At 50.3% G+C, this 25,554-nt stretch carries 27 protein-coding genes and 1 tRNA gene; 13 read left to right on the forward strand and 15 right to left on the reverse strand.

All coding sequences use genetic code 11. The annotated features are described in order from the left end of the window. Genes ACO0LH_RS21920 through ACO0LH_RS21930 form a run of 3 tightly spaced genes read right to left on the reverse strand, consistent with a single transcriptional unit; the run spans position 1 to position 1,909 of the window. Complete coding sequence (locus ACO0LH_RS21920) at positions 1-279, reverse strand: MoaD/ThiS family protein (protein ID WP_422943260.1); 279 nt, start codon at positions 277-279, stop codon at positions 1-3. After that, positions 272-748: a CYTH domain-containing protein gene (locus tag ACO0LH_RS21925; RefSeq protein WP_422943261.1), complete on the reverse strand. Its 477-nt coding sequence runs from the start codon at positions 746-748 to the stop codon at positions 272-274. The genes ACO0LH_RS21920 and ACO0LH_RS21925 overlap by 8 nt, the downstream gene beginning before the upstream one ends. A gap of 36 nt (positions 749-784) precedes the next feature. Continuing rightward, positions 785-1,909 carry a M14 family metallopeptidase gene (locus ACO0LH_RS21930; RefSeq protein ID WP_422943262.1) on the reverse strand — a complete coding sequence of 375 codons (1,125 nt, stop codon included), beginning with the start codon at positions 1,907-1,909 and terminating at the stop codon, positions 785-787. 210 nt (positions 1,910-2,119) lie between these two features. On the opposite strand from ACO0LH_RS21930, the gene ACO0LH_RS21935 reads away from it, so the two are divergent. After that, positions 2,120-2,196 (forward strand) — tRNA-Pro (locus ACO0LH_RS21935). An 86-nt stretch (positions 2,197-2,282) separates the two neighbouring features. Here the strand turns inward: ACO0LH_RS21935 and ACO0LH_RS21940 are convergent. Continuing rightward, positions 2,283-3,593, reverse strand: coding sequence for an ImmA/IrrE family metallo-endopeptidase (locus ACO0LH_RS21940; protein WP_422943263.1), 1,311 nt, complete (start codon positions 3,591-3,593; stop codon positions 2,283-2,285). 223 nt (positions 3,594-3,816) lie between these two features. Between ACO0LH_RS21940 and ACO0LH_RS21945 the strand changes: the two genes are divergently transcribed. Further along, the gene (locus tag ACO0LH_RS21945) at positions 3,817-5,226 is read left to right on the forward strand and encodes a hypothetical protein (protein WP_422943264.1); all 1,410 of its coding nucleotides are present in this window, start codon (positions 3,817-3,819) and stop codon (positions 5,224-5,226) included. A 63-nt stretch (positions 5,227-5,289) separates the two neighbouring features. Here ACO0LH_RS21945 and ACO0LH_RS21950 read toward each other — a convergent pair whose 3' ends face one another. From ACO0LH_RS21950 to ACO0LH_RS21960, 3 genes are all read right to left on the reverse strand, one after another. Continuing rightward, positions 5,290-5,748, reverse strand: coding sequence for a cache domain-containing protein (locus ACO0LH_RS21950; protein ID WP_422943265.1), 459 nt, complete (start codon positions 5,746-5,748; stop codon positions 5,290-5,292). Between the two features lie 296 nt (positions 5,749-6,044). Next, complete coding sequence (locus tag ACO0LH_RS21955; protein ID WP_422943266.1) at positions 6,045-7,001, reverse strand: 2-hydroxyacid dehydrogenase; 957 nt, start codon at positions 6,999-7,001, stop codon at positions 6,045-6,047. Then, on the reverse strand, positions 6,998-7,411 hold the full coding sequence (locus ACO0LH_RS21960) for a VOC family protein (protein ID WP_422943267.1): 414 nt from the start codon (positions 7,409-7,411) through the stop codon (positions 6,998-7,000). The genes ACO0LH_RS21955 and ACO0LH_RS21960 overlap by 4 nt, the downstream gene beginning before the upstream one ends. 116 nt (positions 7,412-7,527) lie before the next feature. Here ACO0LH_RS21960 and ACO0LH_RS21965 point away from each other — a divergent pair, with 116 nt between their 5' ends. After that, complete coding sequence (locus ACO0LH_RS21965) at positions 7,528-8,409, forward strand: LysR family transcriptional regulator (protein ID WP_422943268.1); 882 nt, start codon at positions 7,528-7,530, stop codon at positions 8,407-8,409. On the opposite strand, the gene ACO0LH_RS21970 is transcribed toward ACO0LH_RS21965, so the two are convergent. After that, positions 8,362-9,060: a ribonuclease HI family protein gene (locus ACO0LH_RS21970; protein WP_422943270.1), complete on the reverse strand. Its 699-nt coding sequence runs from the start codon at positions 9,058-9,060 to the stop codon at positions 8,362-8,364. The genes ACO0LH_RS21965 and ACO0LH_RS21970 overlap by 48 nt on opposite strands. A gap of 137 nt (positions 9,061-9,197) precedes the next feature. On the opposite strand from ACO0LH_RS21970, the gene ACO0LH_RS21975 reads away from it, so the two are divergent. From ACO0LH_RS21975 to ACO0LH_RS21995, 5 genes are all read left to right on the forward strand, one after another. Continuing rightward, positions 9,198-9,431 (forward strand): DUF1272 domain-containing protein, encoded by a 234-nt coding sequence (locus ACO0LH_RS21975; protein WP_422943271.1) that lies wholly within the window; start codon positions 9,198-9,200, stop codon positions 9,429-9,431. A gap of 61 nt (positions 9,432-9,492) precedes the next feature. Beyond that, complete coding sequence (locus ACO0LH_RS21980) at positions 9,493-10,389, forward strand: EamA family transporter (RefSeq protein WP_422943292.1); 897 nt, start codon at positions 9,493-9,495, stop codon at positions 10,387-10,389. A 10-nt stretch (positions 10,390-10,399) separates the two neighbouring features. Continuing rightward, positions 10,400-11,362, forward strand: a complete 963-nt coding sequence (locus ACO0LH_RS21985) for a GlxA family transcriptional regulator (RefSeq protein WP_422943272.1) — start codon at positions 10,400-10,402, stop codon at positions 11,360-11,362. A 66-nt stretch (positions 11,363-11,428) separates the two neighbouring features. Then, entirely contained in the window at positions 11,429-12,013 is a 585-nt protein-coding gene (locus tag ACO0LH_RS21990; RefSeq protein ID WP_422943273.1) for a glutaredoxin family protein, read from the forward strand. A 23-nt stretch (positions 12,014-12,036) separates the two neighbouring features. Then, positions 12,037-12,510 carry a DUF6265 family protein gene (locus ACO0LH_RS21995; protein ID WP_422943274.1) on the forward strand — a complete coding sequence of 158 codons (474 nt, stop codon included), beginning with the start codon at positions 12,037-12,039 and terminating at the stop codon, positions 12,508-12,510. Between the two features lie 135 nt (positions 12,511-12,645). Here ACO0LH_RS21995 and thrC read toward each other — a convergent pair whose 3' ends face one another. The 5 genes from thrC to ACO0LH_RS22020 form a co-directional block, all read right to left on the reverse strand. Next, entirely contained in the window at positions 12,646-14,106 is a 1,461-nt protein-coding gene (gene thrC, locus ACO0LH_RS22000; RefSeq protein WP_422943275.1) for a threonine synthase, read from the reverse strand. Between the two features lie 108 nt (positions 14,107-14,214). Next, positions 14,215-15,084 carry a formate dehydrogenase accessory sulfurtransferase FdhD gene (fdhD, locus tag ACO0LH_RS22005; protein ID WP_422943276.1) on the reverse strand — a complete coding sequence of 290 codons (870 nt, stop codon included), beginning with the start codon at positions 15,082-15,084 and terminating at the stop codon, positions 14,215-14,217. Further along, positions 15,066-15,350 carry a hypothetical protein gene (locus ACO0LH_RS22010; protein ID WP_422943277.1) on the reverse strand — a complete coding sequence of 95 codons (285 nt, stop codon included), beginning with the start codon at positions 15,348-15,350 and terminating at the stop codon, positions 15,066-15,068. Before ACO0LH_RS22010 ends, fdhD begins: the two co-directional genes overlap by 19 nt. Positions 15,351-15,359: 9 nt before the next feature. After that, a complete protein-coding gene (locus ACO0LH_RS22015) occupies positions 15,360-17,669 on the reverse strand; it encodes an FdhF/YdeP family oxidoreductase (protein ID WP_422943278.1) in 2,310 nt (769 codons plus the stop codon). Positions 17,670-17,831: 162 nt separating this feature from the next. Next, positions 17,832-18,404, reverse strand: coding sequence for a helix-turn-helix domain-containing protein (locus ACO0LH_RS22020; RefSeq protein ID WP_422943279.1), 573 nt, complete (start codon positions 18,402-18,404; stop codon positions 17,832-17,834). A 185-nt stretch (positions 18,405-18,589) separates the two neighbouring features. Between ACO0LH_RS22020 and kbl the strand changes: the two genes are divergently transcribed. Genes kbl through ACO0LH_RS22035 form a run of 3 tightly spaced genes read left to right on the forward strand, consistent with a single transcriptional unit; the run spans position 18,590 to position 22,206 of the window. Continuing rightward, positions 18,590-19,792: a glycine C-acetyltransferase gene (gene kbl / locus ACO0LH_RS22025; RefSeq protein ID WP_422943280.1), complete on the forward strand. Its 1,203-nt coding sequence runs from the start codon at positions 18,590-18,592 to the stop codon at positions 19,790-19,792. Positions 19,793-19,812: 20 nt separating this feature from the next. Continuing rightward, entirely contained in the window at positions 19,813-20,784 is a 972-nt protein-coding gene (locus tag ACO0LH_RS22030; protein ID WP_422943281.1) for an NAD-dependent epimerase/dehydratase family protein, read from the forward strand. Positions 20,785-20,823: 39 nt separating this feature from the next. Then, the gene (locus tag ACO0LH_RS22035) at positions 20,824-22,206 is read left to right on the forward strand and encodes an L-serine ammonia-lyase (protein ID WP_422943282.1); all 1,383 of its coding nucleotides are present in this window, start codon (positions 20,824-20,826) and stop codon (positions 22,204-22,206) included. Between the two features lie 71 nt (positions 22,207-22,277). Here ACO0LH_RS22035 and ACO0LH_RS22040 read toward each other — a convergent pair whose 3' ends face one another. Next, positions 22,278-24,386, reverse strand: coding sequence for a hypothetical protein (locus ACO0LH_RS22040; RefSeq protein WP_422943283.1), 2,109 nt, complete (start codon positions 24,384-24,386; stop codon positions 22,278-22,280). A gap of 226 nt (positions 24,387-24,612) precedes the next feature. Between ACO0LH_RS22040 and ACO0LH_RS22045 the strand changes: the two genes are divergently transcribed. Both ACO0LH_RS22045 and ACO0LH_RS22050 read left to right on the forward strand, forming a co-directional pair. Beyond that, positions 24,613-24,927 carry a hypothetical protein gene (locus tag ACO0LH_RS22045; RefSeq protein ID WP_422943284.1) on the forward strand — a complete coding sequence of 105 codons (315 nt, stop codon included), beginning with the start codon at positions 24,613-24,615 and terminating at the stop codon, positions 24,925-24,927. Between the two features lie 103 nt (positions 24,928-25,030). Next, on the forward strand, positions 25,031-25,378 hold the full coding sequence (locus ACO0LH_RS22050; protein WP_422943285.1) for a hypothetical protein: 348 nt from the start codon (positions 25,031-25,033) through the stop codon (positions 25,376-25,378). 77 nt (positions 25,379-25,455) lie between these two features. Here the strand turns inward: ACO0LH_RS22050 and ACO0LH_RS22055 are convergent. After that, positions 25,456-25,554, reverse strand: a 99-nt coding sequence (locus ACO0LH_RS22055) for an IS3 family transposase (protein WP_422943293.1), incomplete at its 5' end; no start/stop codon positions are given.

Here is a 25,554-nt window from a genome sequence, read left to right on the forward strand (position 1 = left end):
TCAGCCTCCGGAAAGTGCCTGCAAGACATGCACCTGACTGTCTGCGCGCAGAGTATCGTGTAAACCAGTATGTTTATTGTGACCAGTCACGCGCTTGCCATCAATAAAAACAACCACATGGAAACGCAAATCGCCCTGCTCGTCAAGAATATAGCCACGCAAGACCGGATTGACCGCAAACGCCGCCTCCAGTGCATCGTGCAAGTTGTCAGCCGTCGTTTCCACCTCAGGCACTTCAGTGAAACGCCGAAGCTGCTGGGTAAAAATCAGCCTAGCCATGCTCTGCCCAGTCCTTGTAGGGATGCTTGAGCAGGTTTGCATTGGCATAGCGCCTGTCATGGCTGACTTCTGCACCCAGCCAGTCGGGACGATCATAAGGCTGGTCTTCTGATTCCAGCTCAACCTCAGCCACGATCAAACCCTGGTTATCACCAAAAAATTCATCGACTTCCCAGACCAGGTCGCCCATGGGAATACGGTAACGTGTTTTTTCTATCAGGGGTTGCTGGCAGACAGTGTCCAGCAAGACTTGCGCATCAGCCAGCGGGATGGGATATTCCCATTCGCCGCGACTGATACCTTCAGACAGGCCTTTGATGGTCAGCATCGCACGCTCTGCTTCTATGCGTACACGTACGATGCGGCTAGGCTCAGAACAGATATAACCCTGGCGCAGAAATGTGCCTTGCCCCTGTTGCCTGAAATCTTCATTGATGACAAGGAACTTGCGTTCAATTTCTACGCCCATCACAACTCCGGTTAATTATTTACCGGAATTATGCACTCATGCCTTCAAGGAAGCCAGAATCGGTTGCAACATTGCCTCACCCAGCTTGATACTGCGTGAACCGTCCCAGCCTACATCGGCGTCGGGCAGGTTGGCATTGTCCTTGAATGGCAATTCCAGCGTCAGTGAAACGCATTTGAAAGTATGGCCTATATATTTCGATGCCAGCTTCAATACGTCTTCATTGTATTTCGAGGCTTCGTAGCCATACTTGGTCTGGAAATCCGGGCTGGCCAGGCAAAAACTGTCAACAAAATGCTGCTGCTCCAGTTTTTGCTTTTCGCTGAAGCCTGCCAGCATTTCGCTGCCGGCAACAAATATATAGGGCAAGCCTTCATCACCATGGATATCCAGGAACAGGTCGCAGCCCGTTTCATGAATCTTGTTCTTGACGTAATACACTTCCGGGCTGGTTTCCAGCGAAGGTGTCATCCATTCACGGTTCAGGTTGGCGCCCGCTGCATTGGTGCGCAGATTGCCGCGTACTGAACCATCCGGGTTCATATTCGGGACGATATAAACAACCGCCTTTTCCAGTATGCTGCGTGCGACCGGGTTGGACGGGTCCAGCAAGGCATTCAAAGTGCCTTCCACCAGCCATTCAGCCATGGTTTCGCCCGGGTGTTGACGTGCAATGATCCACACTTTTTTCTCGGCAGCCGGGTCACCGACCACAATCATGTTCAGGTCACGGCCATCGACGGTATTGCCCAGGTCTTCTACCCGTGCAAGCGCGGAGTTTTCAACACCGCCCAGCAAGGCCAGGTGACGCTCCCAGGTATACGGCTCAAAATAGGCGTAATAGACACTGTCGCGCTCAGGCGTATGACTTATCGTCATCACCTTGCCATCATATTCGGTATCCACGCGGAACCAGTTGGCGCGGTCATAACTGGCAACGGCACGGTAGTTTTCCCAACCCTTGGGATAAGTCGCTTCGCCGGCATTCATGATGCGCATTACCGCTTGCTGGTCACGCGCGCCCTGCAAACGGAAATGAAACCATTGCCAGATATCGGCATGTGAATCCTTGCGCAAATTTAATTCGATTTCCCCCGCCAACTCCACCTTGACGACTTCGATCGCTCCCGCATCGAAGTTCTGACTGATTTTAATTGTCATGTTTTATTTTCAGAAATGTTTTTAAGCACCGTAATCCCGTACGGCGGCCATAGACGGGTATTTTCACAGTTTTTTCTGAAATATGAAAATATTTTAGTCAAATTACGTATCAAACGCGTACAAATATTTTCATCACGGCAATGATTAAATAAGTTTCTACGCAAATATGGCAAAAAACGCCATGATGGACTATAATATTTGACTCAGTGTCGGGGCGTAGCGCAGCCTGGTAGCGTACGTGCATGGGGTGCACGGGGTCGGAGGTTCGAATCCTCTCGCCCCGACCAAAGAAAAAAGAAAAGGCTTACAGATTTCGATCTGTAAGCCTTTTTTGTTAGGGTAATTTAAAGGAAATCTTTTCTATAAATGAATTTCAATAGATTGGTTCCCTAACGTCGTTCAACAATCCTAAACTATTTAATCTAATTGCTGCTGCTTGACGCGAAACGCCATATTGCAGCATCAACTCAATCAGTATGCGATCATAATTTTGTATATTGCACAACTGATTATCGACATATAGGGAACCGAAACCCTTATTCTTAATATTGAGGGAATCGATCAAGCCTAGAAAATCATTTACAAATATATTTTTGGGCATAAGCAAGCAAGCCGCAAAATAATTTGCTTGAAATTCCATTCGAATTATTTCTGGAATGCCTATAGATAATTTTTCTCGAGTTAGCGAAAAATCTGCATCCTCGCATATTTCCCCAGACAAAAAACGAGAGTGCTGAAGAAAATGATGGGCAAGTTCATGCGCAAGTGTAAATCTCTCACGACCACGATTAGGGACTGACTCAGAATAAATATAGATTTCAAGTGGAGAAAAGCGAATTGTTCCAAGTATATGCCTGCCATCTTCTTTTACACACATTGCTTGAGTATTATGGACTGTTAGACCATTAAGCTCGGACTCTTGCCGGCAAATATCTTCCAAGGACACCTCACCAAGTCTGTATCCAATCCCTTGCAATACCTTATAACTGAGACTTTCAAGTTCATCTTGCGCTACAAATGGAACCTCATTCGCTAATTTATTAGGTGTATTCAACGCTCGCTTTAAGTAATTAACATTGAGAGCCGTATCGCTTGCAAGATTGTCGAAAAATTCCCACACGCAATTCGTTATGTTTGAAGCCGATTGCAAGTAGAAATCAAAAGTGCCACTTTGAAAATCCTGTCTAGATAATCCATCTTCAATATCAATTTGTTTATGACTATATAGAGATGCGTTCGTAGATGGCGAACGATGTAATTCCCATTTAAAATTTGAGGAATCAAAGTGACGAAGCAAACCCATACCTTTAGATTTAGCAAAAGCCCGAGTTCCAGACTGAAATGACGCATTACTAGCAATAACTGCTTTTGCGTTTGCCGCTGCAACCTGTTGCACTTTTGCAAAAAACTCTTCTGCATCATCTACTGGTACTGAATGAGTATAATTTTTACACTCTACTAGAAACAGCAAAGAAAATTTATCTTCTCCAGGAAGAAATACTTCAATCGATAAATCGAAGATTATGTTAGTTCCTCGATCTTTTGAAAAATATCCCTTTTTTCGAAAGACTTTGCAACACTCTCGACGCGCCCAAAATCGATCCGCCGAAATCTCAGCTTCAAAGAAAGAACATATGCGGCTCTCAAGCTCATCGCCGACAAAAGTAGTGTTTATTTTAGCCATGCAGCAATAATTATTAATAACACACTTAAATTTCTTAACAGATTTTTAAATCTACTAGAAATCAACTAAGAATCCACAGCAATATGAGCATGGCATTTAATTTAATCTTTGTCAGCAATTGCGTTAAGATAACTCCCGTTCACTACAAATCGAATTTAGTTCAAGACGTAGAATGACCGCTTTATCTCTCTAAGTTGCCAACCGACATAAGGAGTTTTTTCCCATGAAGACTGTTGTTACACGCGATCGCATCACTCCATTGCTAAAAGCCACTCTTGCCACTTGCGGGATATTAGCATTCCCCCTGATTACCACCGCACAAACCAAACCCGCCGCTGTAAAAGACAAGCCTGCTGCTGCACCAGCCAAGGGTGGCGCGCAAGTCGTTAAGGCGCCGATTGCGCTGGCTTATATTGATATCGCCACCAGTGCCAGTGATATGCCCAGTGCGATGAGTGGTGCCATGCAAGGTGGTCAGTCTGGCGGTTTCTTTGGTGCATTGGGCGGGATGGCGCGCGGGTCGTCTGGCAGCACGGACCGGGGCAATGTATTTGGCAATACGCACTCCATGGGTTTCAGCAGCGGCCGGTATGTTGATGTGTCGGTCTATACAAGCAAGAATACGGCGCTGACTGAAGCAACACAGGCAATACCGGCAGGCATGAACCTGGGTGATAGTCTGAAGCTGGTCGCGCCTGTACCTGACAAGCCTGTACCGGTCACAACAACTGAAGAGACGCCGACCGAACCAAGTTATGAAAGGCCGAAGGGCAAGATTTCGATTTACTGGGGTTGCGGTGAAACCGTGCGTCCGGGCCAGCCAAGGGTGCTTGATGTCGCCAAGTCTTCACCTGAAGATTATGCGAAATTCTTTGTCATGCGTGGCAAGGTTACCAAGGGTGCGCGTTCACAACCGGGCTGGCCTTCTTGGCCAAACAAGGTCGATGACCGCAAGGTGCCCGACACCGCTTCCCTCGTCGGGCAACACCAGTTTACCGGCAATGGCATCCCGGACAGTTTCAAGGTGAACCTTGGACCAGGCCAGGATTTGATGGCCCCGATAGAGCTGGCGCAAACCAAAAAAGATGGTGGTGTCAACCTCGAATGGAAATCGATTGCCAATGCGCGTGGTTATTTCATCAGCGTCATGGGTGGACAACAGTCTGGCAATAGCGATAGTGCTGAAGTCATCGTCTGGACATCCAGTGAATTGCCCGACTTTGGTTTTGGTCTCGTCGATTACCAGACCAATGCCGATGTCGATAAATGGATCAATGAAAAAGTCATTTTGCCAGCCAGCACAACAAAATGTGACGTACCCAAAGGCATATTTGGTGAGCAGGGCACGGGCATGTTGCGCATGATTGCGTATGGATCAGATGCTGTTTTCGCCTACCCGCCCCGCCCTGCCGATACAAAAATCGCCTGGGAACCCGACTGGCAAACCAAGGTACGCGTGAAGTCTACCTTCAGTTCAATTTTGGGTGGCATGGGTGATATGGGCGGACGCAGGTCAAGACAATCGCCCCAGTCTTCACAATCTTCCCCCTCAGACCAACCACAAAAACCCGAACAAAAAGAAGAGCCCAAGGTCAAGGCAACGGATGTACTGAAGGGTTTGCTGGGATTTTAAACTGGGCTGCCTGATGACATGATAATGCGGGAGCATGCACGCTCCCGCATCTTTGCAAAACGTTTATTTATAAACGCCACAAGCAAACATGACGTCATCGATGACTTCGTTATACATGGATTTCTGCGTCATTTCTTTCGTCAGCGGATGCGGCCATTTATAGTTGACCCAACCGCCATTCTTGCCTTTACCTGCAGCCAGTTGTTCTTTCATGATCATCACACCATCTGTATCTTTAAGATCGATGATGTTCTTGCCGATCAGCTTCTTGTTGGCACCATGCGCCACGACTGTGCCAGTCAGGTCATACACGACGACATACAGGTCGCGTTCATTGAAAGGGCCTGCCGGATCATTGACTGCCGCAAAAGTTTTTTCCTTGCCATTGGCCTTGTAATAGGCAATCGCCTTCTTGACCATTGCCTGCGCCTGTTCATTCGTACTGTTTTCTGCGGCCTGTACGGCACCTTGTAAGGCAAAAGATAAAATACCAAACAAGATCAGTGAGAAAAGTCTTTTCATGGTGTGTCTCCTGGCAAAAATAATTTTATTTTTAAAAACGTCGGAACAAACTATTTGAATCAGAACTGGGATGCTTGCTTTGATATTCATTGTTCATCAATGAAACGGATGACTGGGCACGACTGCAGGGGCAGCCATGCATAGTGAAATTCAGTATATTGACGTGCGGCAAAGCTGTCCAGAATAGTATTGACGATCGTTGTTTCTATTTGCAAACATTTTCAAAAATAATCAGAAGACAATATTGACGAAAATCGCCAGGTTTCAGACGACCTGAAACCTGAACAGCAAATGCATTAATAACCTCTGGCGACATCCACAGTCTGCGGCAACTCGCCGGTGTCACGATAGCGCCGTATATTCTCCGCAACGATACGCGAAGCCGTCGTGCGGTCTGTTGGTGCGGCGCAATGCGGCAATACCGATACCTGCGGGTGCTGCCATTGCCAGTCTGCGACAGGTAGCGGTTCAGTTTCAAACACATCCAATACTGCATGCGCAAGGTGGCCATTATCAAGCACCACATGCAGGTCAGCAGCATTGACGATGGCTCCCCTGGCGAAATTGATCAGCGAAGCACCCGTGGGCAAACCCGCCAGCATTTGTGCGTTGATAAGACCTTTGGTGTCTGTCGTCAGTGGCAACAGGCATACCAGAATATCTGTCTTTGCCAGCATGGCAGGCAATCCATGCTCACCGGTAAAGCATTCGATATTGGCAATGGTCTTTGGCTTTCTGCTCCAGCCACACACCTTGAAGCCTGACTGCAGCAAACGGTTTGCGGCCGCTTCCCCCAAGGCTCCTAGACCCAGCAGGCTAATGGTTCTTTCCTCAGGCCTTACATAGTCGCGGGCCTGCCATAGCTTTTGCGCCTGTTGTCTTGCATAAGCAGGTATTTCACGATGCAGATATAAAGTCCATGCCAGTACCGCTTCTGCCATGGTGCTGGCCAGTTGCGGATCAACCAGGCGTACAATTTTCAGATCCGTATTACCCAGGTCTGCGACCAGGCGCTCTACGCCAGCCCAGACACTGTGTATCCATACCAATTGCGGCAATTGTTTCAAATCAGCAGGATCAGGGTTGGCAACGATGGCCACCTGGCAAGCTGCCCTGGCTTCTTCGGTCAACTCATCAAAGGCGACGATATGCTCATCAGGCAATGCAAGCTGCAAAGCCGCTATCCACGCCTGCGTATGCGGGTAGCCATGTGCGGCGATGAAGGGAATGACAGTCATTGATTTTGAACTCATTTATCGTAAACACTTTCAAGATTGGTAAAACCCTTGATCTCTATCGGGTTGCCGGATGGATCAAGGAAAAACATGGTGGCCTGCTCACCAGCCTGCCCGACAAACCGCAGACTGGGCTCCATCACGAACTGCAACTGGTGCGCACGCAGCCGGTCAGCCAGGGCTTGCCAGTCTTGCATCGCCAATATCACGCCCAGATGCGGCATGGGGACCATGTGATCGCCCACCCTGCCAGTATTGGTAGTAGCAAACGGCTGGCCCAGGTGCAGCGATATCTGATGCCCGAAAAAATCAAAATCAACCCAGGTAAGGGTACTGCGCCCTTCGCGACAGCCCAGCACATTTGCATAAAATTGCCTGGCTTGCTCAAGATCTTGCACATGATAGGCCAGATGAAACAGTGCTTTCATTGCACTCCCCCTCTTTTAATATTGGATCAGATTGAACGACTGCTAAAGCAAAATAGTAATGTCTTATCTTGAAAAGAGATAACATATAATTTTTATTATCTTCAAAAATAATTCTTATGGATAGCCGTTACTTACAAAGCCTGATTGCAACGATAGAACACGGTTCAATCGCCGAAGCTGCACGCCATGAAAACCTGACAGCAGCTGCCATCAGTCAAAGGATACAGGCACTGGAGCGCGAACTGGGCTTTGCACTGTTATCCAGAATTGCCCATTCTGCCAAACCGACAGAAGCCTGCCTGCGCTTGTTGTCACGTGCCCGCCATATAGTCCGTGAAGTCAGTCTGCTGGCTGGAGATATCGACTGTGAAGGGCTGACTGGCAGTATCAGGATAGGTGCAATCTCTACAGCAATGACAGGTTTGCTGCCAGCTGCCCTGCGTCATTTGACCCAGCATGCACCCGGGCTCAGGCCGGGTATAGTGCCAGGCACTTCAAGGGCTTTATACCAGGCTGTACTTGATGACGAGATAGACGCAGCAATACTGGTTGCACCGGAATTCGAACTAGCCAGAAACCTGAGCGCGAAAAATCTTAAAAGCGAGCCTCTGGTCTTGCTTTCGCACACTGCACCTGACGCTGGTATTCATGCCATGCTGACAAGCGGCCCCTACATACGCTATGACCCGGCATCATGGGGTGGTCGTTTTGCTGAAAAATACCTGAAAGACCAGCATCTCGACATCAATGCCCTGTGTGACCTGGATGCACTGGAAACCATCGTCATGCTGGTTGCCGACAAGGTGGGCGTCAGTCTGGTACCACACTGGTCCGGTATCGAACGCTTGGCCCAGGATTGTGTTCTTACTCCCATTCCAGATACAGTCTATGCACGCCAGCTGATTTTACTGAGCAAGATACAACATCCACGGCCGTCCATGCTGGATCAGCTATGGCTGGCCCTGCAGAGGGGACACCTGGACGCGTATTTGAGTTAAGGCGTCAGCCAGACTGTTTTTATGCCTTGGCACCCAGCGTAGCTGCAATTGATCAAATGCATCGATGAACTGCCTCGCCTGTTGCCGGTAATCGGCCATGCGTGGCAGAACACTGGTTTTCACCTGATTGAAGTCATGGATGACGACCTGGCTGTCACCTTGCACGAGCAAATCTGTGACCTGATGTTGCTGTGCTTTTTTCAAAGCCAGGATCAGGGCGCTGTATTCGGCGTCTGAGCTGTCACCGTGATCAAGTTTCTCCGTATATTCAAATACCCTGCCATCTGGCGCTTGCAGCACACAAGCAATCTGACATTTGCCTGGATTGGGGACGGCTGACCCATCAAACCAAGCCAGCCAGGTCAGTGCTGTTTGCATCTGGCGAGCTTTGTCTTGCAGGTTTTTTGCCTGCTTTTTTTGCTGTACGCGACGCTCAGTCTTTTGTAGCCGGGCAGCTATTTTTGCTTCAGCACGGCATTGCCCAAGTTGCGCTATATCTGCCAAGCCAGCCAGTTGCGCGCTTCGCAGCAACACGATTCGCAATGCCTGTTCGGGTAATAGTGTGTCTTGTTTTGCCAGTTGACGGCTTTTATCAAGCTCCTTGCGGCTGGCAATGTCTTTCAATTGCGGATAAGTAAAGATGGACTGCATGAAATATTTTCAAGTATACGTAGTTGAGATGAATGTCCTGATATGACCGCGAATGGTCGCATTTATGGCTGGTGCTATTCAGGCAAACTGGTATTCTGCTTCATGTCCGTTGCCAGCCAACTCCAAAGAAAGTCGCCATGCTTGAACTACGCCCCAATTGTGAACGTTGTGACTGTGATTTACCACCCTCTTCTGCCGATGCCCGCATCTGCACGTTTGAATGCACCTTTTGCGTCAATTGTGTTGAAGGCGAACTGAAAGGTGTTTGCCCCAACTGTGGCGGTAATTTTGCACCCCGCCCTATACGGCCCGCCGGCAAGCTGATTAACAATCCGGCATCGACCAAGCGTGTATTGGCGAAAAAAGCCTAAGGCCGCAGCCACGCTGCCCAACCTCACTATTCATCACATCTGAACAATGTCCAAATCTGTCCTGAGTCCACGCCACATACTCGTTGCTGCCATCGTCATTTTGTTATGGGGCATGAATTTCGTGGTGATTAAAATTGGCTTGAAAGGTATCCCGCCATTCTTGATGGGAGCATTGCGCTTCATGCTGGTGGCGTTTCCGGCAATTCTTTTTTTGCCACGCCCCAAAGTGCCATTCAAATTATTGCTGGCTTATGCAATGTTCATCAGCCTTGGGCAATTCGCTTTCCTGTTCTCGGCCATGGCAGTGGGTATGCCAGCGGGCCTGGCGTCCCTGGTATTGCAGGCGCAGGCCTTCTTCACCGTGGGTCTGTCTGCGCTGGTGTTTGGCGACAAACTGCGCGCCAGCAACATGATCGGCATGCTGATGGCAAGCATAGGCCTGATCTTGCTGGGCAGCGTCAGTATTTCCAGTTCTGCCAGTCAGGTTACCGTTGCAGGATTTATGCTGACCTTGTGCGCCGCCCTGTCATGGGCCAGTGGCAATGTCATTAACAAGAAAATCGGCGTTACCAATGTGCTGAGCTTGGTGTCATGGAGTGCAATGGTACCCATTCTGCCTTTCCTGCTGCTGTCATACGTGTTTGAAGGCGCGGACGTGATTGAGCACAGTCTGCGCAATATGAGTTTATCATCAGGCCTGACGATTGTTTATCTTGCTGTTGCCGCAACCCTGATCGGTTATACGCTATGGGGGAAATTACTGGCCAGCCTGCCTACGCATCTGGTTGCACCGCTTACCCTGATGGTACCGGTGGTCGGATTGACTGCCGCCTGGGTATTGCTTGGTGAAGCATTGAGCCACACGCAGCTGATGGGAGCGGCGATCGTGATGGCGGGTTTGCTGGTGAATGTTTTTGGCAGCAAATTTGCCAGTGGCGTACGCAGGATTTTTGCATGACCTTGTGAAAATGCCAAAAATCCAGCCCGTTTATTTTTTGTTATTACCAGATACTCTGTTACTGGATCTGGCCGGGCCTGCTGATGCTTTTTTATTTGCCAATCGCTACCAGGATCAACTACGTTTTGAAATGCGCTTTATCAGCCCGCTCGATAGCGTCACCAGCTCAGTCGGCTTGCAACTTGGCCCTTTGCAGGCAATGCCAGATCAACTGGAAGATGGCGCGATTCTGGTTTTGCCAGGGCTTATCGGCGGCAAGGAAGTCTATCAACGCGATGATGCGCAAGCCGTCATTCAGTGGCTGGGTAAACACGTCCATGCACAACACCGTCTGATGTGCATTTGCTCAGGCGCTCTGCTGGCAGCCTATGCGGGCTTATTGCATGGCCATAAAGCGACAACGCATCACAACCATTGCGATGACCTGGCAAGCATAGACAGCTCAATCAGGATAGAAGAAAACCGCATTTTTGTCGAAGACGGGCATATCAGTACCAGCGCAGGTGTGACCGCTGGCATAGACCTGGCGCTGCACATCATCAACGACATGGTCGGGCCGCTGGCCGCCACTGCTGTTGCGCGCAATCTGGTGGTATATATGCGCCGCTGCGGCACTGACCCGCAGCTATCGCCCTGGTTAAAATACCGCAACCATCTGCACCCTGTTGTGCATAAGATACAAGACGCAATGGTGCACGACCCCGCCCATCCCTGGACTTTGCCTGAGCTGGCCGATATCGCCTGCACCAGCACACGGCATGTCACGCGCCTGTTCAAATCACATACTGAAGTATCGATACAGACTTATCTGAGCTCACTTCGGCTATCATTGGCAAATAAATTCCTGAGCAACACTGACTGGTCTATCGATAGAATTGCTGAAGCCTCAGGCTTTGGTTCTTCAAGGCAATTCAGGCGCATCTGGAGTACTCATTTTTCTGCTCCACCATCTGCATTCCAGCAAAGCCGATGATGTTGCGGCAATTCCAGTGTGGCTGCATGTGAGTTAAGATACCTCAAATTATTACACTTCATCGCCATGACCCGCATTTGCCCTAAATGTAGCTATATACGCAAAGAAACCGATAGTTGCCCGGAATGGCAATGCCCATCCTGTCAGGTTGCCTACAATAAGGCGGCAGACCTGCATCTGCACACAAATACGCAGGGCCAAAGCAGGCGCACTACAGCGCAGAAAGACACCAGCTCACCTTCCGCCGCATGGAAATGGCTGGTATTGTTTATTGTATTGCTATTGGTATCCCTGCAAAGTTATTCAAGCTGGAAAAAAACCAAGGCCAGCAGGCCTGCGGCTGTCACACAATTAGCGCAGGCTACATCGACAACGACTGACACTGGCAAAACCAGCAACTATCAGCAACCAGTCATTACCTTATATGGCACGACATGGTGCGGTTATTGTGCTGCCGCCAGAGAATTTTTCAATGCCAACGGCATTGTCTATAAAGACCTGGATGTAGAAAACAGCAACGAAGGCTACCAGGCTTATAAGACCCTGGGTGTCAACGGCATTCCTGCCATTGTCATTGGCGGTGAACTGGTGGAAGGCTTTGACGAAGCCAGGATACGAAAAAAACTGGATCCGTGGCTGCATAAAACCTGAGTATTTTTCTGACTGGGGATCATATGAAGTTGGCATGTATCGCTGGCTTGAGTGCCAGCATTTTATTCTCTGCACCGGCCCTGGCTGGCAACAATATACTAGACCTGCAATGGCTAAGCGGATGCTGGCAGGCCAGCGGCGCCGAACCCGGCTCAGAAGAACATTGGCTGGCGCCAGCTGGTGGCAGCATGCTGGGCATGGGCCGTACTGTGCGAAAATCCAAAACCGTTGATTGGGAATTCATGCGCATACAGGAAAGCAATGACAGCCTGGTCTTTACTGCCAAACCATCAAGCAAACCTGAAGCCAGTTTTACTCTATTGTCGCTGGAAAATCAAAAAGTTGTTTTTGAAAACCCCCGGCCAGAATTCCCGCAGCGTGTGATTTACCAGTTAAATGCCGATGGCAGTTTGCTGGGGCGCATAGAAGGAACCGTCAAGGAGCAGTTGAAAGGCATCGATTTTCCCATGCAGAGGGTAGCTTGCGCTGCCAGATAAATATCTGGCAGACATACAAAAAAACAAAAGGGGCAAATGCCCCTTTTGTTTTTGCCAAGCGATACTTAAACAACGCAATTCACAATTCACACTAGCAATTGCGCCGTTATTGATCGATTCACTTTTATCGTTCGTTTACAACCCCGTATTTTTAGCAATATAAGCCTTTATCGCGTTCACGTCGGCATGCATGACTTCAAAACGCTGTGGCAAGCTTTCAATATTTTCAAACCCGGCTGGGCGTTCCGCATCGCGTCCCAATGCCTCCTGTATGGTTTCATTGAATTTGGCTGGCAATGCGGTTTCCAGCACAATCATGGGCACGCCTGGCTGAACACGTTCGAGCGCCACCTTGATACCATCGGCGGTATGAGTGTCGACCGTGATGCCAAAATCTTTTTCTACCTGGCGTATGGTTTGCAGGCGGTCAGCATGGACGGATTTGCCGGATTCAAAACCAAAACGGCCAATTTCAGCAAACTCATCGCCATCACTGCCAGGCTGACCTGACAAATCAAAGCCGCCTTCAGTTTCTACTTTTTTGAATAAGGCAGCAACGCGTACCGCATCGCGGCCCAGCAAATCATAAATGAAACGCTCGAAATTCGATGCCTTGGAAATATCCATGGAAGGGCTGGTCGTATGCCAGGTTTCTGCCGATTTGCGCACACGATAAACGCCGGTACGGAAAAACTCATCCAGTACATCATTTTCATTTGTTGCCACCACCAGCTTGTCAATCGGCAACCCCATCATGCGCGCAATATGGCCAGCGCAGATATTGCCGAAGTTACCTGAGGGAACAGTGAACGACACTTTTTGATCGTTACTTGTCGTGGCGCTTAAATAACCACGGAAGTAATACACGACTTGCGCGACGACACGCGCCCAGTTGATGGAATTGACGGTACCTATCTTTTGACGGTTCTTGTATTCCAGATCATTGGATACAGCCTTGACCATATCCTGACAATCATCGAACACGCCTTCTACAGCGATGTTGAAAATATTCGGGTCTTGCAGGCTGAACATTTGCGCAGTTTGAAATGCGCTCATTTTCTTATGGGGTGACAACATGAAAACGCGTATGCCTTTTTTGCCGCGCATCGCATATTCTGCCGCGCTACCGGTATCACCTGAAGTCGCGCCGAAGATATTCAATTCTGCATGATTTTTCGCCAGCGTATATTCAAACAGGTTGCCCAGCAACTGCATGGCCATGTCCTTGAATGCCAGCGTCGGGCCATTCGATAAACTCTGCAAGATCAATTTGCGGCCGTCTTTATCTTGCAAGACACGCAAAGGCGTGATCTCGGTAGCGGCTTCATCGCTGCGCACGTTTTTATACACATCCGCCGTATAAGTCTTGTCAGTCAGCGCTTTTAAATCTGCTTCAGGGATATCTGTCGCAAATTTTTTCAGCACTTCAAATGCCAGGTCTGCATATGATAGCTTGCGCCATGCATCGAGTTCTGCACCGGTGATTTGTGGGTAAGCCGTTGGCAGATACAGGCCACCATCGGGAGCCAGACCACCTAACAGGATTTCAGAGAAATGTTGAGCTGCGGTATGCCCGCGTGTTGAAGCGTATTGCATAAGTCGACAGAGGAGATGGGAGGATTGAACAAATATTGTTCCTATTATAGCTTTCTTGTGCCCTTTAAACCTCTACAAATTTGGCGAAAAGCCATTTTCATGGCCGATTCATTCGGTGAGCAGGTATGCAGTATGGGTATACGCCACGAAGCCATGCTGGCGCACAAAGCCAATGAGGCAGATACCTGCGCGTTCTGCCACATCGATTGCCAGTGCCGTTGGCGCGGAAAGTGCAGCCAAAATGGCAATATTGGCACGTGCGGCCTTTTGCACCAGCTCGTAACTGGCACGGCTGCTGAGCAAAACAAAACCGGCACCGCTTTTTCCTGCACCTTTGTCAGGTTGGCTTAATGCACCTATCAATTTATCAAGGGCATTGTGCCGCCCCACATCTTCACGCAGGCTGACGATATGGCCCTGCATATCGACCCACGCGGCGGCATGCATCGCACCAGTCATTGCATTGATGGGTTGCTGTGCGTTCAGCCCTTGCAGGGCCTGGAATAGAGCGGCTTTTGATAGTTTCTGTCCTGCTATCACAGTCTTGTCTACGCTTGCAGGCTGGTGTAATTCCAGTGCCTGCAAACTCTCAAGACCGCACAGGCCGCAACCTGTGTTGCCAGACAGATTGCGCCGCCTCTCCTTCAAGCGGGCAAAGCAGGATGCCGCGATGTGTAAATGAATTTCCATGCCAGATGCCGCGGTGCTGTCTGCATATTCGATGGAATAGATATCATCCAGACCTGCAACGATTTGCTCAGACAAACTAAAACCTATCGCAAAATCTTCCAGGTCAACTGGTGTCACCATCATGACGGCATGCGAAATACCATTGTAGACCAACGCCACCGGCATTTCTTCTGCAACCTGGTCAGCAATAGTGACTGGCAATGCCGCATCGTAGCCATGCCTTTGCACTTGCAGTGAACGGCTGGCCGGTTTTACGTCTTGTGCTGAATTTATTTTTGCGCGCCGCATACCAGACGCCCTTCTTCTGTCAGGCTCAGCAAACTGCGTTCACCATCCTGTTGCAGGTCAACCCAACCGAGCCCGGCATGCAAGCTCACGGTTTCGCACCCCAGGCAGGCAATGCAACGCAACAGCGTGCTTTGCCGCACGCCCAGACGTTTGCACAAACGGGCAAGCGAAACCGCCTCTGGCTGCGCAGACAATTCTGCCATCAGCGCAAAAGCCAGTTGCTTTAACTCACCATCTAGTTCAGCGATCTCGACACTGGTTTCCATGACAGCAATTCAGGCGGCAACAGGTATATGGGTGCTGATGATCACGGGTATCGATTTTGATGTTGGCGTTCTCGCATAATCTGCAAAACTCGATAACGGAACCAGGCCATTCGTTTCAGGGAAATAAGCTGCCAGACAGCCTTGCGGGATATTGTATTCCACCAGCATGAAGCGTTTGACCTGACGCCGCTTATTATCATCACACAGGCTTTCCAGATCAACCCAGTCACCTGCCTGCATAGCCAGCGCCTGAATATCAAGTTTGTTGATGAACAATACCCTGCGCTCGCCAAAGATCCCACGGTAACGGTCATTCATGCCATAAATGGTGGTGTTGTACTGGTCGTGAGAACGCATGGTCGCCAGGTTAAATACCGGCGACTGGCGTGCCTTGCGTGCTTGGTGAATAGGCAGATCAACCGGCACGGCATGCGTATTGAAATTGGCCTTGCCGCTGGCGGTGACCCAGATTCTTTCTGCGGCAGTATTGCGCAAATGAAAACCGCCAGGTACGGCAACCCTGGTATTGAAATCAGCAAAATCTTCAAACACTGCCGCAATTTTGTCACGTATGCGGCTATAGTCGGCAGCCAGCCAGGCCCATGGGGTTTTGCTGCGCTGCTGCAATGTGGCTTCTGCCATGCGCGCAACGATCATGACTTCTGACAATAAACCAGGCGCAGCAGGTGGATTGATGCCTGAAGACAGATGCACCATGCTCATCGAATCTTCTACCGTGACAGCTTGCGGCCCACTTTCCTGGATATCGATCTCGGTGCGACCAAGGCAAGGCAAGATCAATGCATCTCGCCCGCAGACCAGATGGCTGCGATTTAATTTGGTCGTGACATGCACGGTCAGTGCGCAATTGCGCAAGGCCTGATGGGTAAGCTCGGTATCTGGCGTCGCGGTGGCAAAATTACCGCCCATGGCAAAAAATACCTTGTTCGACTGATCAAGCATGGCCTTGATGGCACCGACTGTGTCGTAACCATGTTCGCGCGACGGCGTAAATTCGAACACCTGGGCCAGCTTGTCCAGAAATGCTGGTTTCGGTTTTTCTACAATCCCCATCGTGCGGTCGCCCTGCACATTGCTATGCCCGCGTACCGGGCAAGGGCCTGCGCCGGGACGACCAATATTGCCACGCAAGAGCAAGAGATTGACGATCATCTGTATCGTCGCGACAGAATGTTTATGCTGGGTGATGCCCATGCCCCAGCAGGCAATGACCTTGCCTGCCCGCATGTAGGTATCGGCAGCGCGCTGGATTTGCGCACGCTCAAGACCTGATTCGCGCACGATGACATCCCAGGGTTCTGCCATGGCTTCGGCAGCAAATTGGTCAAAATTTGCGGTATGCTCGGCAATGAAGGCTGTATCAATAATCCTGGGCTTGCCATCGGCCTTGGCCTGCGCATCAGCTTCCAGCACACATTTGATCATGCCTTTGACGGTTGCCAGGTCGCCACCGATCTTCAACTGAAAGTAGTCGGAAGAAATGGTCGATGCCTGATCGGTCAGCATGTCTATCGCATTTTGCGGGTTCTGGAATTTTTCCAGCCCACGTTCACGCAATGGGTTGAACGACACAATCGCCGCACCACGTTTTGCAGCAGAACGCAACTCACCCAGCATGCGCGGGTGATTCGTGCCGGGGTTTTGCCCAAAAATCAAAATGGCATCGGCCAACTGAAAGTCTGACAGCAATACCGTGCCCTTGCCTACACCCACCGCTTCACGCATTGCAAAGCCGGAAGGCTCATGGCACATATTGGAGCAATCAGGGAAATTATTGGTGCCAAACTCACGGACAAACAATTGATACAGGAAAGCCGCTTCATTACTGGTGCGACCAGACGTATAAAAAATCGCATCATTCGGGCTGGGCAAGGCGTTCAGATGCGTAGCAATAGAGGCAAACGCCTGATCCCAGCTAATCAGTTGGTAACGGTCTGTGGCCCTGTCATATTGCATGGGTTGCGTCAGACGCCCTTGGGCTTCGAGCCAGTGGTCGGATTTTGCCGACAACTCTTCAACGGTATATTCAAAAATCAGTTCTGGCGTAGCGCGGCGGGCTGTCGATTCAGCCGCTACCGCTTTCGCGCCGTTTTCGCAAAATTCAAATGTGGAGGTATGGTCGGCATCAGGCCAGGCGCAACCAGGGCAATCAAAGCCATCAGGCTGGTTGGCCGACAATAGCGTCAAGGCGCCCTTTTTTGGTATGCCTTGCTCAAAAATCTGCTGCGCAACGCTTTTCAGCGCACCCCAGCCACCAGCGGGACGGTTATATACCTGCACTACCTTCTTGTTATCCATACCAGTCTTATCTCCATTGCGCATATTGCGTGGGCGCCAATTCACGGCTCAACTGCAAGAAGACACTCAATCTTGCCCGACACACAATTTTTTATCCCCCGAATGTTACCAGAAACCATCTATTTGATTGGCATAAGCATCAAAAAGCCGGTCAGCCAGAATCTATCTGTGTATCACGACCAGCAGAGCTTTGGCTTCGGTCTTGCCGATATTACGGATAGCATGATTCTTGTCAGCCTCATAGCGGGCTGTCGCACCAAGCTTCAGTTTCTTGCGTACACCATCGACCTCGACCTCGACAACGCCATGTATCAGCGTCAGATGTTCAGAAGCACCAGGGTCATGCGAGTTTGACACCAGCGCCCCACCAGGCGACAAGGTCAGCTCATACCATTCATATTTCCCTGCCAGTTCCATTGGCCCCAATATGCGCAGGATGTAACCGGAATGCTCTCCCGGCAAGGTGGGTGTCTCGTGGGCTTCCAGCACACGGATAGGGTCTTGCGCCCTGACTTCGGACGATAACAATTCAGCAATACTGACACCTAATGCATTCGCCAGCCGCCAGGCCACGGCAATGGTGGGGTTGGCTTTTTCCCGCTCGATTTGCGACAGCATGGACTTGGAAACACCGGCCGTACGCGACAGGTCTTCCAATGTCAGCCCTCGCTCAAGACGCATTTTTTGCAAAGTCGCGCCCACTTCCGGCGGGGTATTCGGTAAAACTTTTTTCATAGAGACTCTTGCATCGTTAAAAAAGCTGCTTTAATATTCGATATATTGAACTTTAGTTCTTCATATCGAATTAATCAAACAATCAAAGAAATCTTTGACACCAGTGCAACAGTAAGTGTAACAGTGCAAAGATCATAAGTATCAACAGATACAGGCAATTAGCCAAAACAATTTCGGAGGCAGGCATGAGCGGGAACCAGTCCAGACAGAATTTTCTGAGCAACTTAACAACAAATCTTGATAATTTGCGTCAGCAAGGCCTTTATAAGCCAGAACGTGTCATTGCTTCCCGCCAAGGTGCCGAAGTTACCTGCGACGATGGCCGCCAGTTGATCAACCTGTGTGCCAACAATTATCTGGGCCTCTCTGGTGATGAATCCATGGTGCAGGCATCGATTGCAGCAACCGAGCAATATGGTTATGGCCTGTCTTCTGTCCGCTTCATTTGCGGCACGCAAACTGTCCATAAACAACTGGAAACCGCCTTGTCGGCCTTCCTGGGTACTGAAGACTGTATTCTCTACGCTGCGGCTTTTGATGCCAACGGCGGTGTTTTTGAGCCCTTGTTCGATGAAAACGACGCCATCATTTCCGACGCCCTGAACCATGCATCCATCATCGACGGCATACGTCTTTGCAAGGCTGCACGTTTTCGCTACCAGCACAACGACATGGCTGACCTGGAAGCGCAACTGATTGCAGCGGCAGACAAGCGCCATCGCATTATCGTGACCGATGGTGTTTTTTCCATGGATGGCACGATTGCCCAACTGGATAAAATCTGCGACCTGGCAGACAAATACGACGCCCTGGTCATGATTGATGAATGCCATGCTTCCGGTTTCATGGGCGCAACCGGCCGTGGTACCCATGAACACCACAATGTGCTGGGACGCATAGATATTATTACCGGCACACTTGGCAAAGCCCTGGGCGGTGCAATGGGTGGCTTTACTGCGGCGCGCAAAGAAGTGATTGATACACTGCGTCAGAAGTCACGCCCTTACCTGTTTTCAAATACGCTGGCCCCATCCATAGCGGGTGCGTCTTTATCTGTATTGCAGCGCTTGTCGTCGTCGACAGAATTACGTGACCGTTTGCATGCCAATACGGCGCATTTCCGCCACGAGATCGAAGCTTTGGGCTTTACCATCAAGCCAGGCACGCATCCAGTCGTGCCGGTGATGTTGTTTGATGCCCCGGTAGCACAAAAATTTGCTGCACGCCTGTATGAACTGGGCGTATTGGTCACGGGTTTCTTTTACCCGGTAGTGCCAATGGGGCAAGCACGCGTGCGCGTACAGTTATCCGCAGCACACACGACTGAACAACTGAACACCGCCCTGGCAGCCTTTGCGCAAGCTGGCCGCGAACTGAAGATTATTTAAGATCATCATTAAGGAAAATCATGGAACGTATTTTAGTCATCGGTGCCAACGGCCAGATTGGTAGCGAACTGGTAGAGGCCCTGGCAGCCCAGCATGGCGCAGACAATGTCATTGCTGCCGACATCAGCGCCAGCAGCCTGTATGGTGCCAAAATCTATGAAGTCATTGATGTATTGAATACAGACCGGCTGGCGCAAATCGTTGCACAATATGAAGTCACCCAGGTCTATCAACTGGCAGCGCTGTTATCTGCCACAGGTGAACAGGCACCATTGAAAGCCTGGACATTGAACATGGATGGCTTGCTCAATATCCTGGAACTGGCCCGCCTGCGTGGCGAAACTGGCAAACCGTTGAAAGTTTTCTGGCCTTCATCGATTGCTGCCTTTGGCCCCAACACGCCAGCAGTCAATACGCCGCAATATACGGTCATGGACCCCACGACCATCTACGGCATCAGCAAACTGGCAGGCGAACGGCTGTGCGAATACTATTTCCAGAAATATGGCGTCGATGTACGCAGCATCCGTTATCCTGGCATCATCAGCTATAAATCACCCCCGGGCGGCGGCACGACCGACTATGCGATTGCGATATTCCATTCTGCCTTGCGTGGTGAAGCCTATGAATGCTTCCTGGAAGAAGAAACCACCCTGCCAATGATTTATATGCCTGATGCGATACGGGCGACGATTTCGCTGATGGATGCGCCTGCGACCAAACTTTCTATACGTTCTGCCTATAATGTGGCCGGATTAAGCTTTAATCCACGGGAATTAGCGTTTGCAATCAAACAAAATTTGCCTGCATTTAGCATACACTACGCGCCAGACAGCCGTCAGGCTATCGCTGCCACCTGGCCACAGAGCCTGGACGATACCGTAGCGCGCACAGACTGGGGCTGGCAAGCACAAGTAGGCCTGCAACAACTGGTGGAAGACATGCTCAAGAACATCCGTGTCGGCCAGAAGGAGTTGGGCAAGGCTGCATAAAATCAACAGAGACAAGCACAAGTATAAAGAGGTGAACTGATGGACATGCGTGTATTCGAGTTATTCAAGATAGGCGTGGGCCCATCCAGTTCCCATACGGTAGGACCGATGCTGGCTGCCCGCCGCTTCTTGCTTGAATCTGCCGATCTGTACAAGGCCAGCAAAGTGCAGGTTGCCTTATATGGTTCACTGGCCTTGACCGGCCATGGCCATGCCACCGACAAGGCCGTTCTACTGGGTCTGATGGGCGAAACCCCGCAAGATATCGTGCCTGAAAGTGTGGATGAGAAACTGGCCGCACTGGCCAGCTCAGGCAAGATGCATTTACTGGGTGAATACCCGGTTAAATTTGATATTGCCACCGACATCCTCTGGCACAAACGTGAAGTCTTGCCTGGTCATCCCAATGGCATGAAATTTACGCTTAGCCGCAACGATGGCAGCAGCTTTGAAAAGATTTATTACTCAACCGGCGGCGGCTTTATCTATTCGGCTGAAGAACTGGCCAATCCTGCCTCTGGCAATACTGAAGGCAGAAAACCACTACCCTACCCGTTCGCCACCATGGCTGAATTGCTGGCACACGGTCAGCGCACCGGCTTGTCAATCACGGATATGCTACGCGCCAATGAAAGCGTGTATTGCTCAGAACACGAACTCAATGCTGGCCTGGACAAGATCTGGTCTGTCATGAAAGGTTGCATATCACGTGGCCTGCAATTGTCCGGCGAATTGCCAGGCGGCCTGCATGTCAAACGCCGCGCTGCCAATCTGTGGCGCACAGCCAATGAAACTGCTGACGTACTGCCGCATGATGGCATGCACAGAGTCAGCCTGTATGCGATGGCGGTGAACGAAGAAAACGCCGCTGGTGGCCGTGTAGTGACAGCGCCAACCAATGGTGCGGCAGGCATCATCCCTGCGGTATTGCGTTATTACGCTGAAGACTGTAAACCGAGTCATCCCGAACAAGGCATACGCAACTTTTTGCTGGCGGCCTCTGCAATTGGCATGTTGTGCAAGACCAATGCCTCCATCTCAGGTGCTGAAATTGGTTGCCAGGGCGAAGTCGGCGTGGCCTGCGCCATGGCTGCTGCGGGATTGACGGCAGCACTGGGCGGCACCAATGAACAAATCGAGTCAGCCGCTGAAATTGGCATCGAACATCATCTGGGCATGACTTGTGACCCGATCGGCGGCCTGGTACAAATCCCCTGCATAGAACGTAATGGCATGGGAGCGGTAAAAGCGATTACGGCCGCATCATTGTCCTTGCGCAGTGATGGCACCCATCATGTGAGCCTGGACGATGTGATAGAAACCATGCGTCAGACCGGAGCTGACATGCAGGACAAATACAAGGAAACTTCATTGGGTGGCCTGGCGATACACGTCGTCACGGTCAATCACGCTGCCTGCTAAGTGACTTACCCGCCTGTTAAGGCATGAACGGCCGCTTCAGTTGCCTGAAGCGGCCGTTTTTTATGATGACATCACGGCGTCAGCGAAAAGCCCTTTTGCCCGGTCTGCCACAGAAAGAAAGCCCAGGTGTCAGCCTGCTCCGTCAGCCCATCGGCTTTCCACGATGTTGCAAAATCCGTCCTGAACAAGGCAGGTCTGGTCTTGTTTGCATTTGCCATCTGCAAGCGTGCTGCAAACTTGCTTGTCATCCAGACCGGCGCATCACTCACAGCAAAACGCGCAGATAACAGCGAAGCTGGATAGTTTTCGCCATCACGCAAATTCAGGTAAGCATTGTCTGCAGTTTCTTTTGCGCGCAAAGCCGGGCTTGCCTTCCTGCTTTTGGTGGCAGGCACGGGTTCGGATAAAAGATTCGTGCCTTGAACTGCCGCAAACAAGTCAGGCCTGCGGCTGATCATCGTCGCCATCAGGCGCTTGCCCGGCCTTTCTTCCTGAGCAACCAGTTTTTTTGCGCTGGTGTAGCCTTCGCTGATCAGATAGTCTGCGCCAGCCAGAAGTTCATCAACACCCTCGTTTGACGAAGTCTTTTTTACGGCGGGGACATCCGGCACATAGACAATGGCAATCATGGCATCCTGTTCCAGCCAGGCCAGCCTTTGTGCTTCAAATTTCGCCAGCCTAGCAAGGCCAGTGCCGGTTTCCAGCATCAATAAACACGCATGTTTGCCATCAAGCTCCATACCTTGCGGGTACAGCACGGTCATGGCAACAGTCTTGTTTGTACCTGGCAAGGTAACGCTCAAATTCTTACTTGCCATGCGGTGAAAACCTAATTGCGTAGGGCGTAAAATCTCAATATTCTTGATTTGCCCGCCAGCCAATACACGATACGACAAAGGCGCTGCATTGGCAGCTTCCAATACAAAAAGGGCACCTTCATTGTCTGCGTCGGCACTTAACTGACTGATACGGCCGTTATATGGCAAAGCCAGTTCTTCCCTCTTTGCACTCGCCAGGTCTATCTTGATCAGCTTGCTGTAACCGGCTTCTGCCGCATGCAAATACACGCTCGACTTTGAGACGGCGAGACCCAGCAATTCATCTGTGCTGGCAGCGACAAATTCTTTTGCCGCACTCAATTGGGCTGTTTTCAAATCCAGTTTGAGAATCGCGCCAGTCAGCTTCTTTTTGGCAGAGAGCAGATACAGGTTATCCCCAGCGAGCCAGGCATCCCGGACTTTATCGGCAGGGCTACTGAGGCGCTGCCATGGCGTGGCTGCGGCCTTCAACTGGTCTTGCTTTACCAGGTACAGGCTACGATCGAGGCTGCTGCCATGCTGCACCTCGGCCAGCAAATAAGCTGAGCCAGCAGCGCTCTTGATGGTAATCATATCCGTTGCGGCAAACCTCCTGAATTTGCTAACGCCCGGCCCAATCAGGGGCATGTCTTCTTCCACCTTGCGGCCCGGCATATGCTGCCACACCGCCCCTTTGTCAGCACCTGGCTTCAAAGCTGCTTTGCGGTAAAAAATCGCGCTGCCATCGGCTTTCCACGCAACACTCTGTACGTCAGGCGCAATGCTGTCGATATTTTCCTTGAGCATGCTGGCATCTGACGTTTTGATGATACGCAAGCTGTGACGCACACGCCCGGAGGCGTCTGCCCTGGCAAGGCCGACCGCCAGATAAGCTGCATCAGCAGATGGCGAGAAGAAATCCACGGTTTGTCCCGGCTCCGCCAGCAGCAAGAGCCGTTCACCATTGGTAGCCGCATTGCGCATGAAAACGCGGGATCGGTTGTCGGCAGCAATGCTAACAAAAAACTGGTTGCCGCGCGTTTCAATCAAACTGCCTGAACTGAAATTGGTCGCCTGCAAAATTTTAAGCCTTTTCAACAAGGCATCACGACCACTGATACGCGACAACACCGCATTGCTGAAGTCTGTCTGCTTTTTCATCCATGCACGCACCTGGGCATCGCTGAGCGATTCCAACATGCGTAGCGGATCTGGTGACTTGTCGGCAGGTTCAGTGCTGCCAGCCGCGGGTCTGGGCAAAGCCGGATAATCACCCCAAAAGGGCAATTGTGCCTGCGCGGGCAACGAGCAAAAAGCAGCCAGCAGAGCCAAACACAAGCAATAACCCAGTCTTAGAGATAATCCACCCCGCTTTAATGCCATGCCTGCTCCGAAATGATGGGCGACCCCTGTCGCCACCTTGTACCTTGCAACTTGTGCATTGTAAAAAATACTTTGCTTTTATGCCTGATTATTTGCCATTCATGTTTCATTTCTTGAATTTCATCCCTCAGTTTCAGCATTTCATCGCAAACGCATGGCAGGCCCCCTTACATTTCCTTAAAGTGCTTACATCGCAAGACCAAATGCCTTCTAAAGGAGAAACACCATGAACATCGTCAAGAAAACTAATTTAACACTCTTAACCATTGGCGTATTTGCTGCTACCATAGTGTCTGCAGCTACATATATTAATAAGCTTAACGCAGAAGTTGAAACTTCTACAGTCACAATAACAGCGCAAAGGCTGACAGAACAACAAAAAATTGCTTACGATGCAGAGCAAGCTGGCAATACAATGCAAACCGTCTTCATTGCGGCAAAACGCCTGAGCAAAGAAGAAAAACTTGCTGTAGACCAGCAAAATGCACAAGTTCAGCAGGCAAAACTGCATGCACACAAAAAACCGCAGTTGTTGGTTTAATATCTACAGTTTTAAGAGTTTTCGGTTAAAAACATTGTATTTCTGATTTGTTGTCTCCCTTTATTGAGCATCCATTGCGGTATTTATTATCTTGCAGGCAATCATGTTAAAAAAATCCATCGGTTTGTTTTTGCTTTCGACATCCATGCTCGCCAGCCTGGCATTTAGCCAGGACTATACTTTGATGGCATCCGTCCCCACGCAATTCGAGCAACAAAACAAACCTGATCAGGAAATAATGCAAGAAACGCAAGCACCCGCCGCCACACAGCAAGCACCAGTGCAGCTAGACAGAAGCGGCGTAGACCGCGCATCCGTGCATTTGCAAATACTGCAACAATCCAATAACCGCCTGTCAGAAAGCACCCAACCAGCAGCAGCTCCAGCTCCAGCTAAAAAGACTGCGGCGGAAGATAAGAAGTCGCAATCAAAAGCGGCTAGTACTTCTTGAATGGGGTTTAGAGGCGCAGCTGTTAGTTCGCGCTGAATTATGACCAGCGGGGGGTGCAGCGTAAAACTTGGACTGGTTTATGCTATAAGTCCTAGGCTCTCACGGTATTCCATGGGACTAAGTGAACCGAGGGAAATCTTGATACGCTTTTCGTTATACCAGCGGATGTAGGAGTC

Source organism: Undibacterium sp. TJN19, from assembly GCF_049339485.1.
In the GTDB taxonomy this organism is placed as follows: domain Bacteria; phylum Pseudomonadota; class Gammaproteobacteria; order Burkholderiales; family Burkholderiaceae_D; genus Undibacterium.

Coding starts and splice junctions, on each gene's coding strand:
- ACO0LH_RS21955 (WP_422943266.1), bottom strand. CDS start 7,001: ATGAGTTCAAAATCAATGACTGTCATTCCCTTCATCGCCGCACATGGC.
- ACO0LH_RS21960 (WP_422943267.1), bottom strand. CDS start 7,411: ATGAAAGCACTGTTTCATCTGGCCTATCATGTGCAAGATCTTGAGCAA.
- ACO0LH_RS22045 (WP_422943284.1), top strand. CDS start 24,613: ATGAACATCGTCAAGAAAACTAATTTAACACTCTTAACCATTGGCGTA.
- ACO0LH_RS21930 (WP_422943262.1), bottom strand. CDS start 1,909: ATGACAATTAAAATCAGTCAGAACTTCGATGCGGGAGCGATCGAAGTC.
- ACO0LH_RS22050 (WP_422943285.1), top strand. CDS start 25,031: ATGTTAAAAAAATCCATCGGTTTGTTTTTGCTTTCGACATCCATGCTC.
- kbl (WP_422943280.1), top strand. CDS start 18,590: ATGAGCGGGAACCAGTCCAGACAGAATTTTCTGAGCAACTTAACAACA.
- fdhD (WP_422943276.1), bottom strand. CDS start 15,084: ATGCGGCGCGCAAAAATAAATTCAGCACAAGACGTAAAACCGGCCAGC.
- thrC (WP_422943275.1), bottom strand. CDS start 14,106: ATGCAATACGCTTCAACACGCGGGCATACCGCAGCTCAACATTTCTCT.
- ACO0LH_RS21970 (WP_422943270.1), bottom strand. CDS start 9,060: ATGCAGTCCATCTTTACTTATCCGCAATTGAAAGACATTGCCAGCCGC.
- ACO0LH_RS22040 (WP_422943283.1), bottom strand. CDS start 24,386: ATGGCATTAAAGCGGGGTGGATTATCTCTAAGACTGGGTTATTGCTTG.
- ACO0LH_RS22035 (WP_422943282.1), top strand. CDS start 20,824: ATGGACATGCGTGTATTCGAGTTATTCAAGATAGGCGTGGGCCCATCC.
- ACO0LH_RS21945 (WP_422943264.1), top strand. CDS start 3,817: ATGAAGACTGTTGTTACACGCGATCGCATCACTCCATTGCTAAAAGCC.
- ACO0LH_RS21995 (WP_422943274.1), top strand. CDS start 12,037: ATGAAGTTGGCATGTATCGCTGGCTTGAGTGCCAGCATTTTATTCTCT.
- ACO0LH_RS21985 (WP_422943272.1), top strand. CDS start 10,400: ATGCCAAAAATCCAGCCCGTTTATTTTTTGTTATTACCAGATACTCTG.
- ACO0LH_RS21925 (WP_422943261.1), bottom strand. CDS start 748: ATGGGCGTAGAAATTGAACGCAAGTTCCTTGTCATCAATGAAGATTTC.
- ACO0LH_RS21920 (WP_422943260.1), bottom strand. CDS start 279: ATGGCTAGGCTGATTTTTACCCAGCAGCTTCGGCGTTTCACTGAAGTG.
- ACO0LH_RS22030 (WP_422943281.1), top strand. CDS start 19,813: ATGGAACGTATTTTAGTCATCGGTGCCAACGGCCAGATTGGTAGCGAA.
- ACO0LH_RS21940 (WP_422943263.1), bottom strand. CDS start 3,593: ATGGCTAAAATAAACACTACTTTTGTCGGCGATGAGCTTGAGAGCCGC.
- ACO0LH_RS22010 (WP_422943277.1), bottom strand. CDS start 15,350: ATGGAAACCAGTGTCGAGATCGCTGAACTAGATGGTGAGTTAAAGCAA.
- ACO0LH_RS21990 (WP_422943273.1), top strand. CDS start 11,429: ATGACCCGCATTTGCCCTAAATGTAGCTATATACGCAAAGAAACCGAT.
- ACO0LH_RS21965 (WP_422943268.1), top strand. CDS start 7,528: ATGGATAGCCGTTACTTACAAAGCCTGATTGCAACGATAGAACACGGT.
- ACO0LH_RS22020 (WP_422943279.1), bottom strand. CDS start 18,404: ATGAAAAAAGTTTTACCGAATACCCCGCCGGAAGTGGGCGCGACTTTG.
- ACO0LH_RS22015 (WP_422943278.1), bottom strand. CDS start 17,669: ATGGATAACAAGAAGGTAGTGCAGGTATATAACCGTCCCGCTGGTGGC.
- ACO0LH_RS21975 (WP_422943271.1), top strand. CDS start 9,198: ATGCTTGAACTACGCCCCAATTGTGAACGTTGTGACTGTGATTTACCA.
- ACO0LH_RS21950 (WP_422943265.1), bottom strand. CDS start 5,748: ATGAAAAGACTTTTCTCACTGATCTTGTTTGGTATTTTATCTTTTGCC.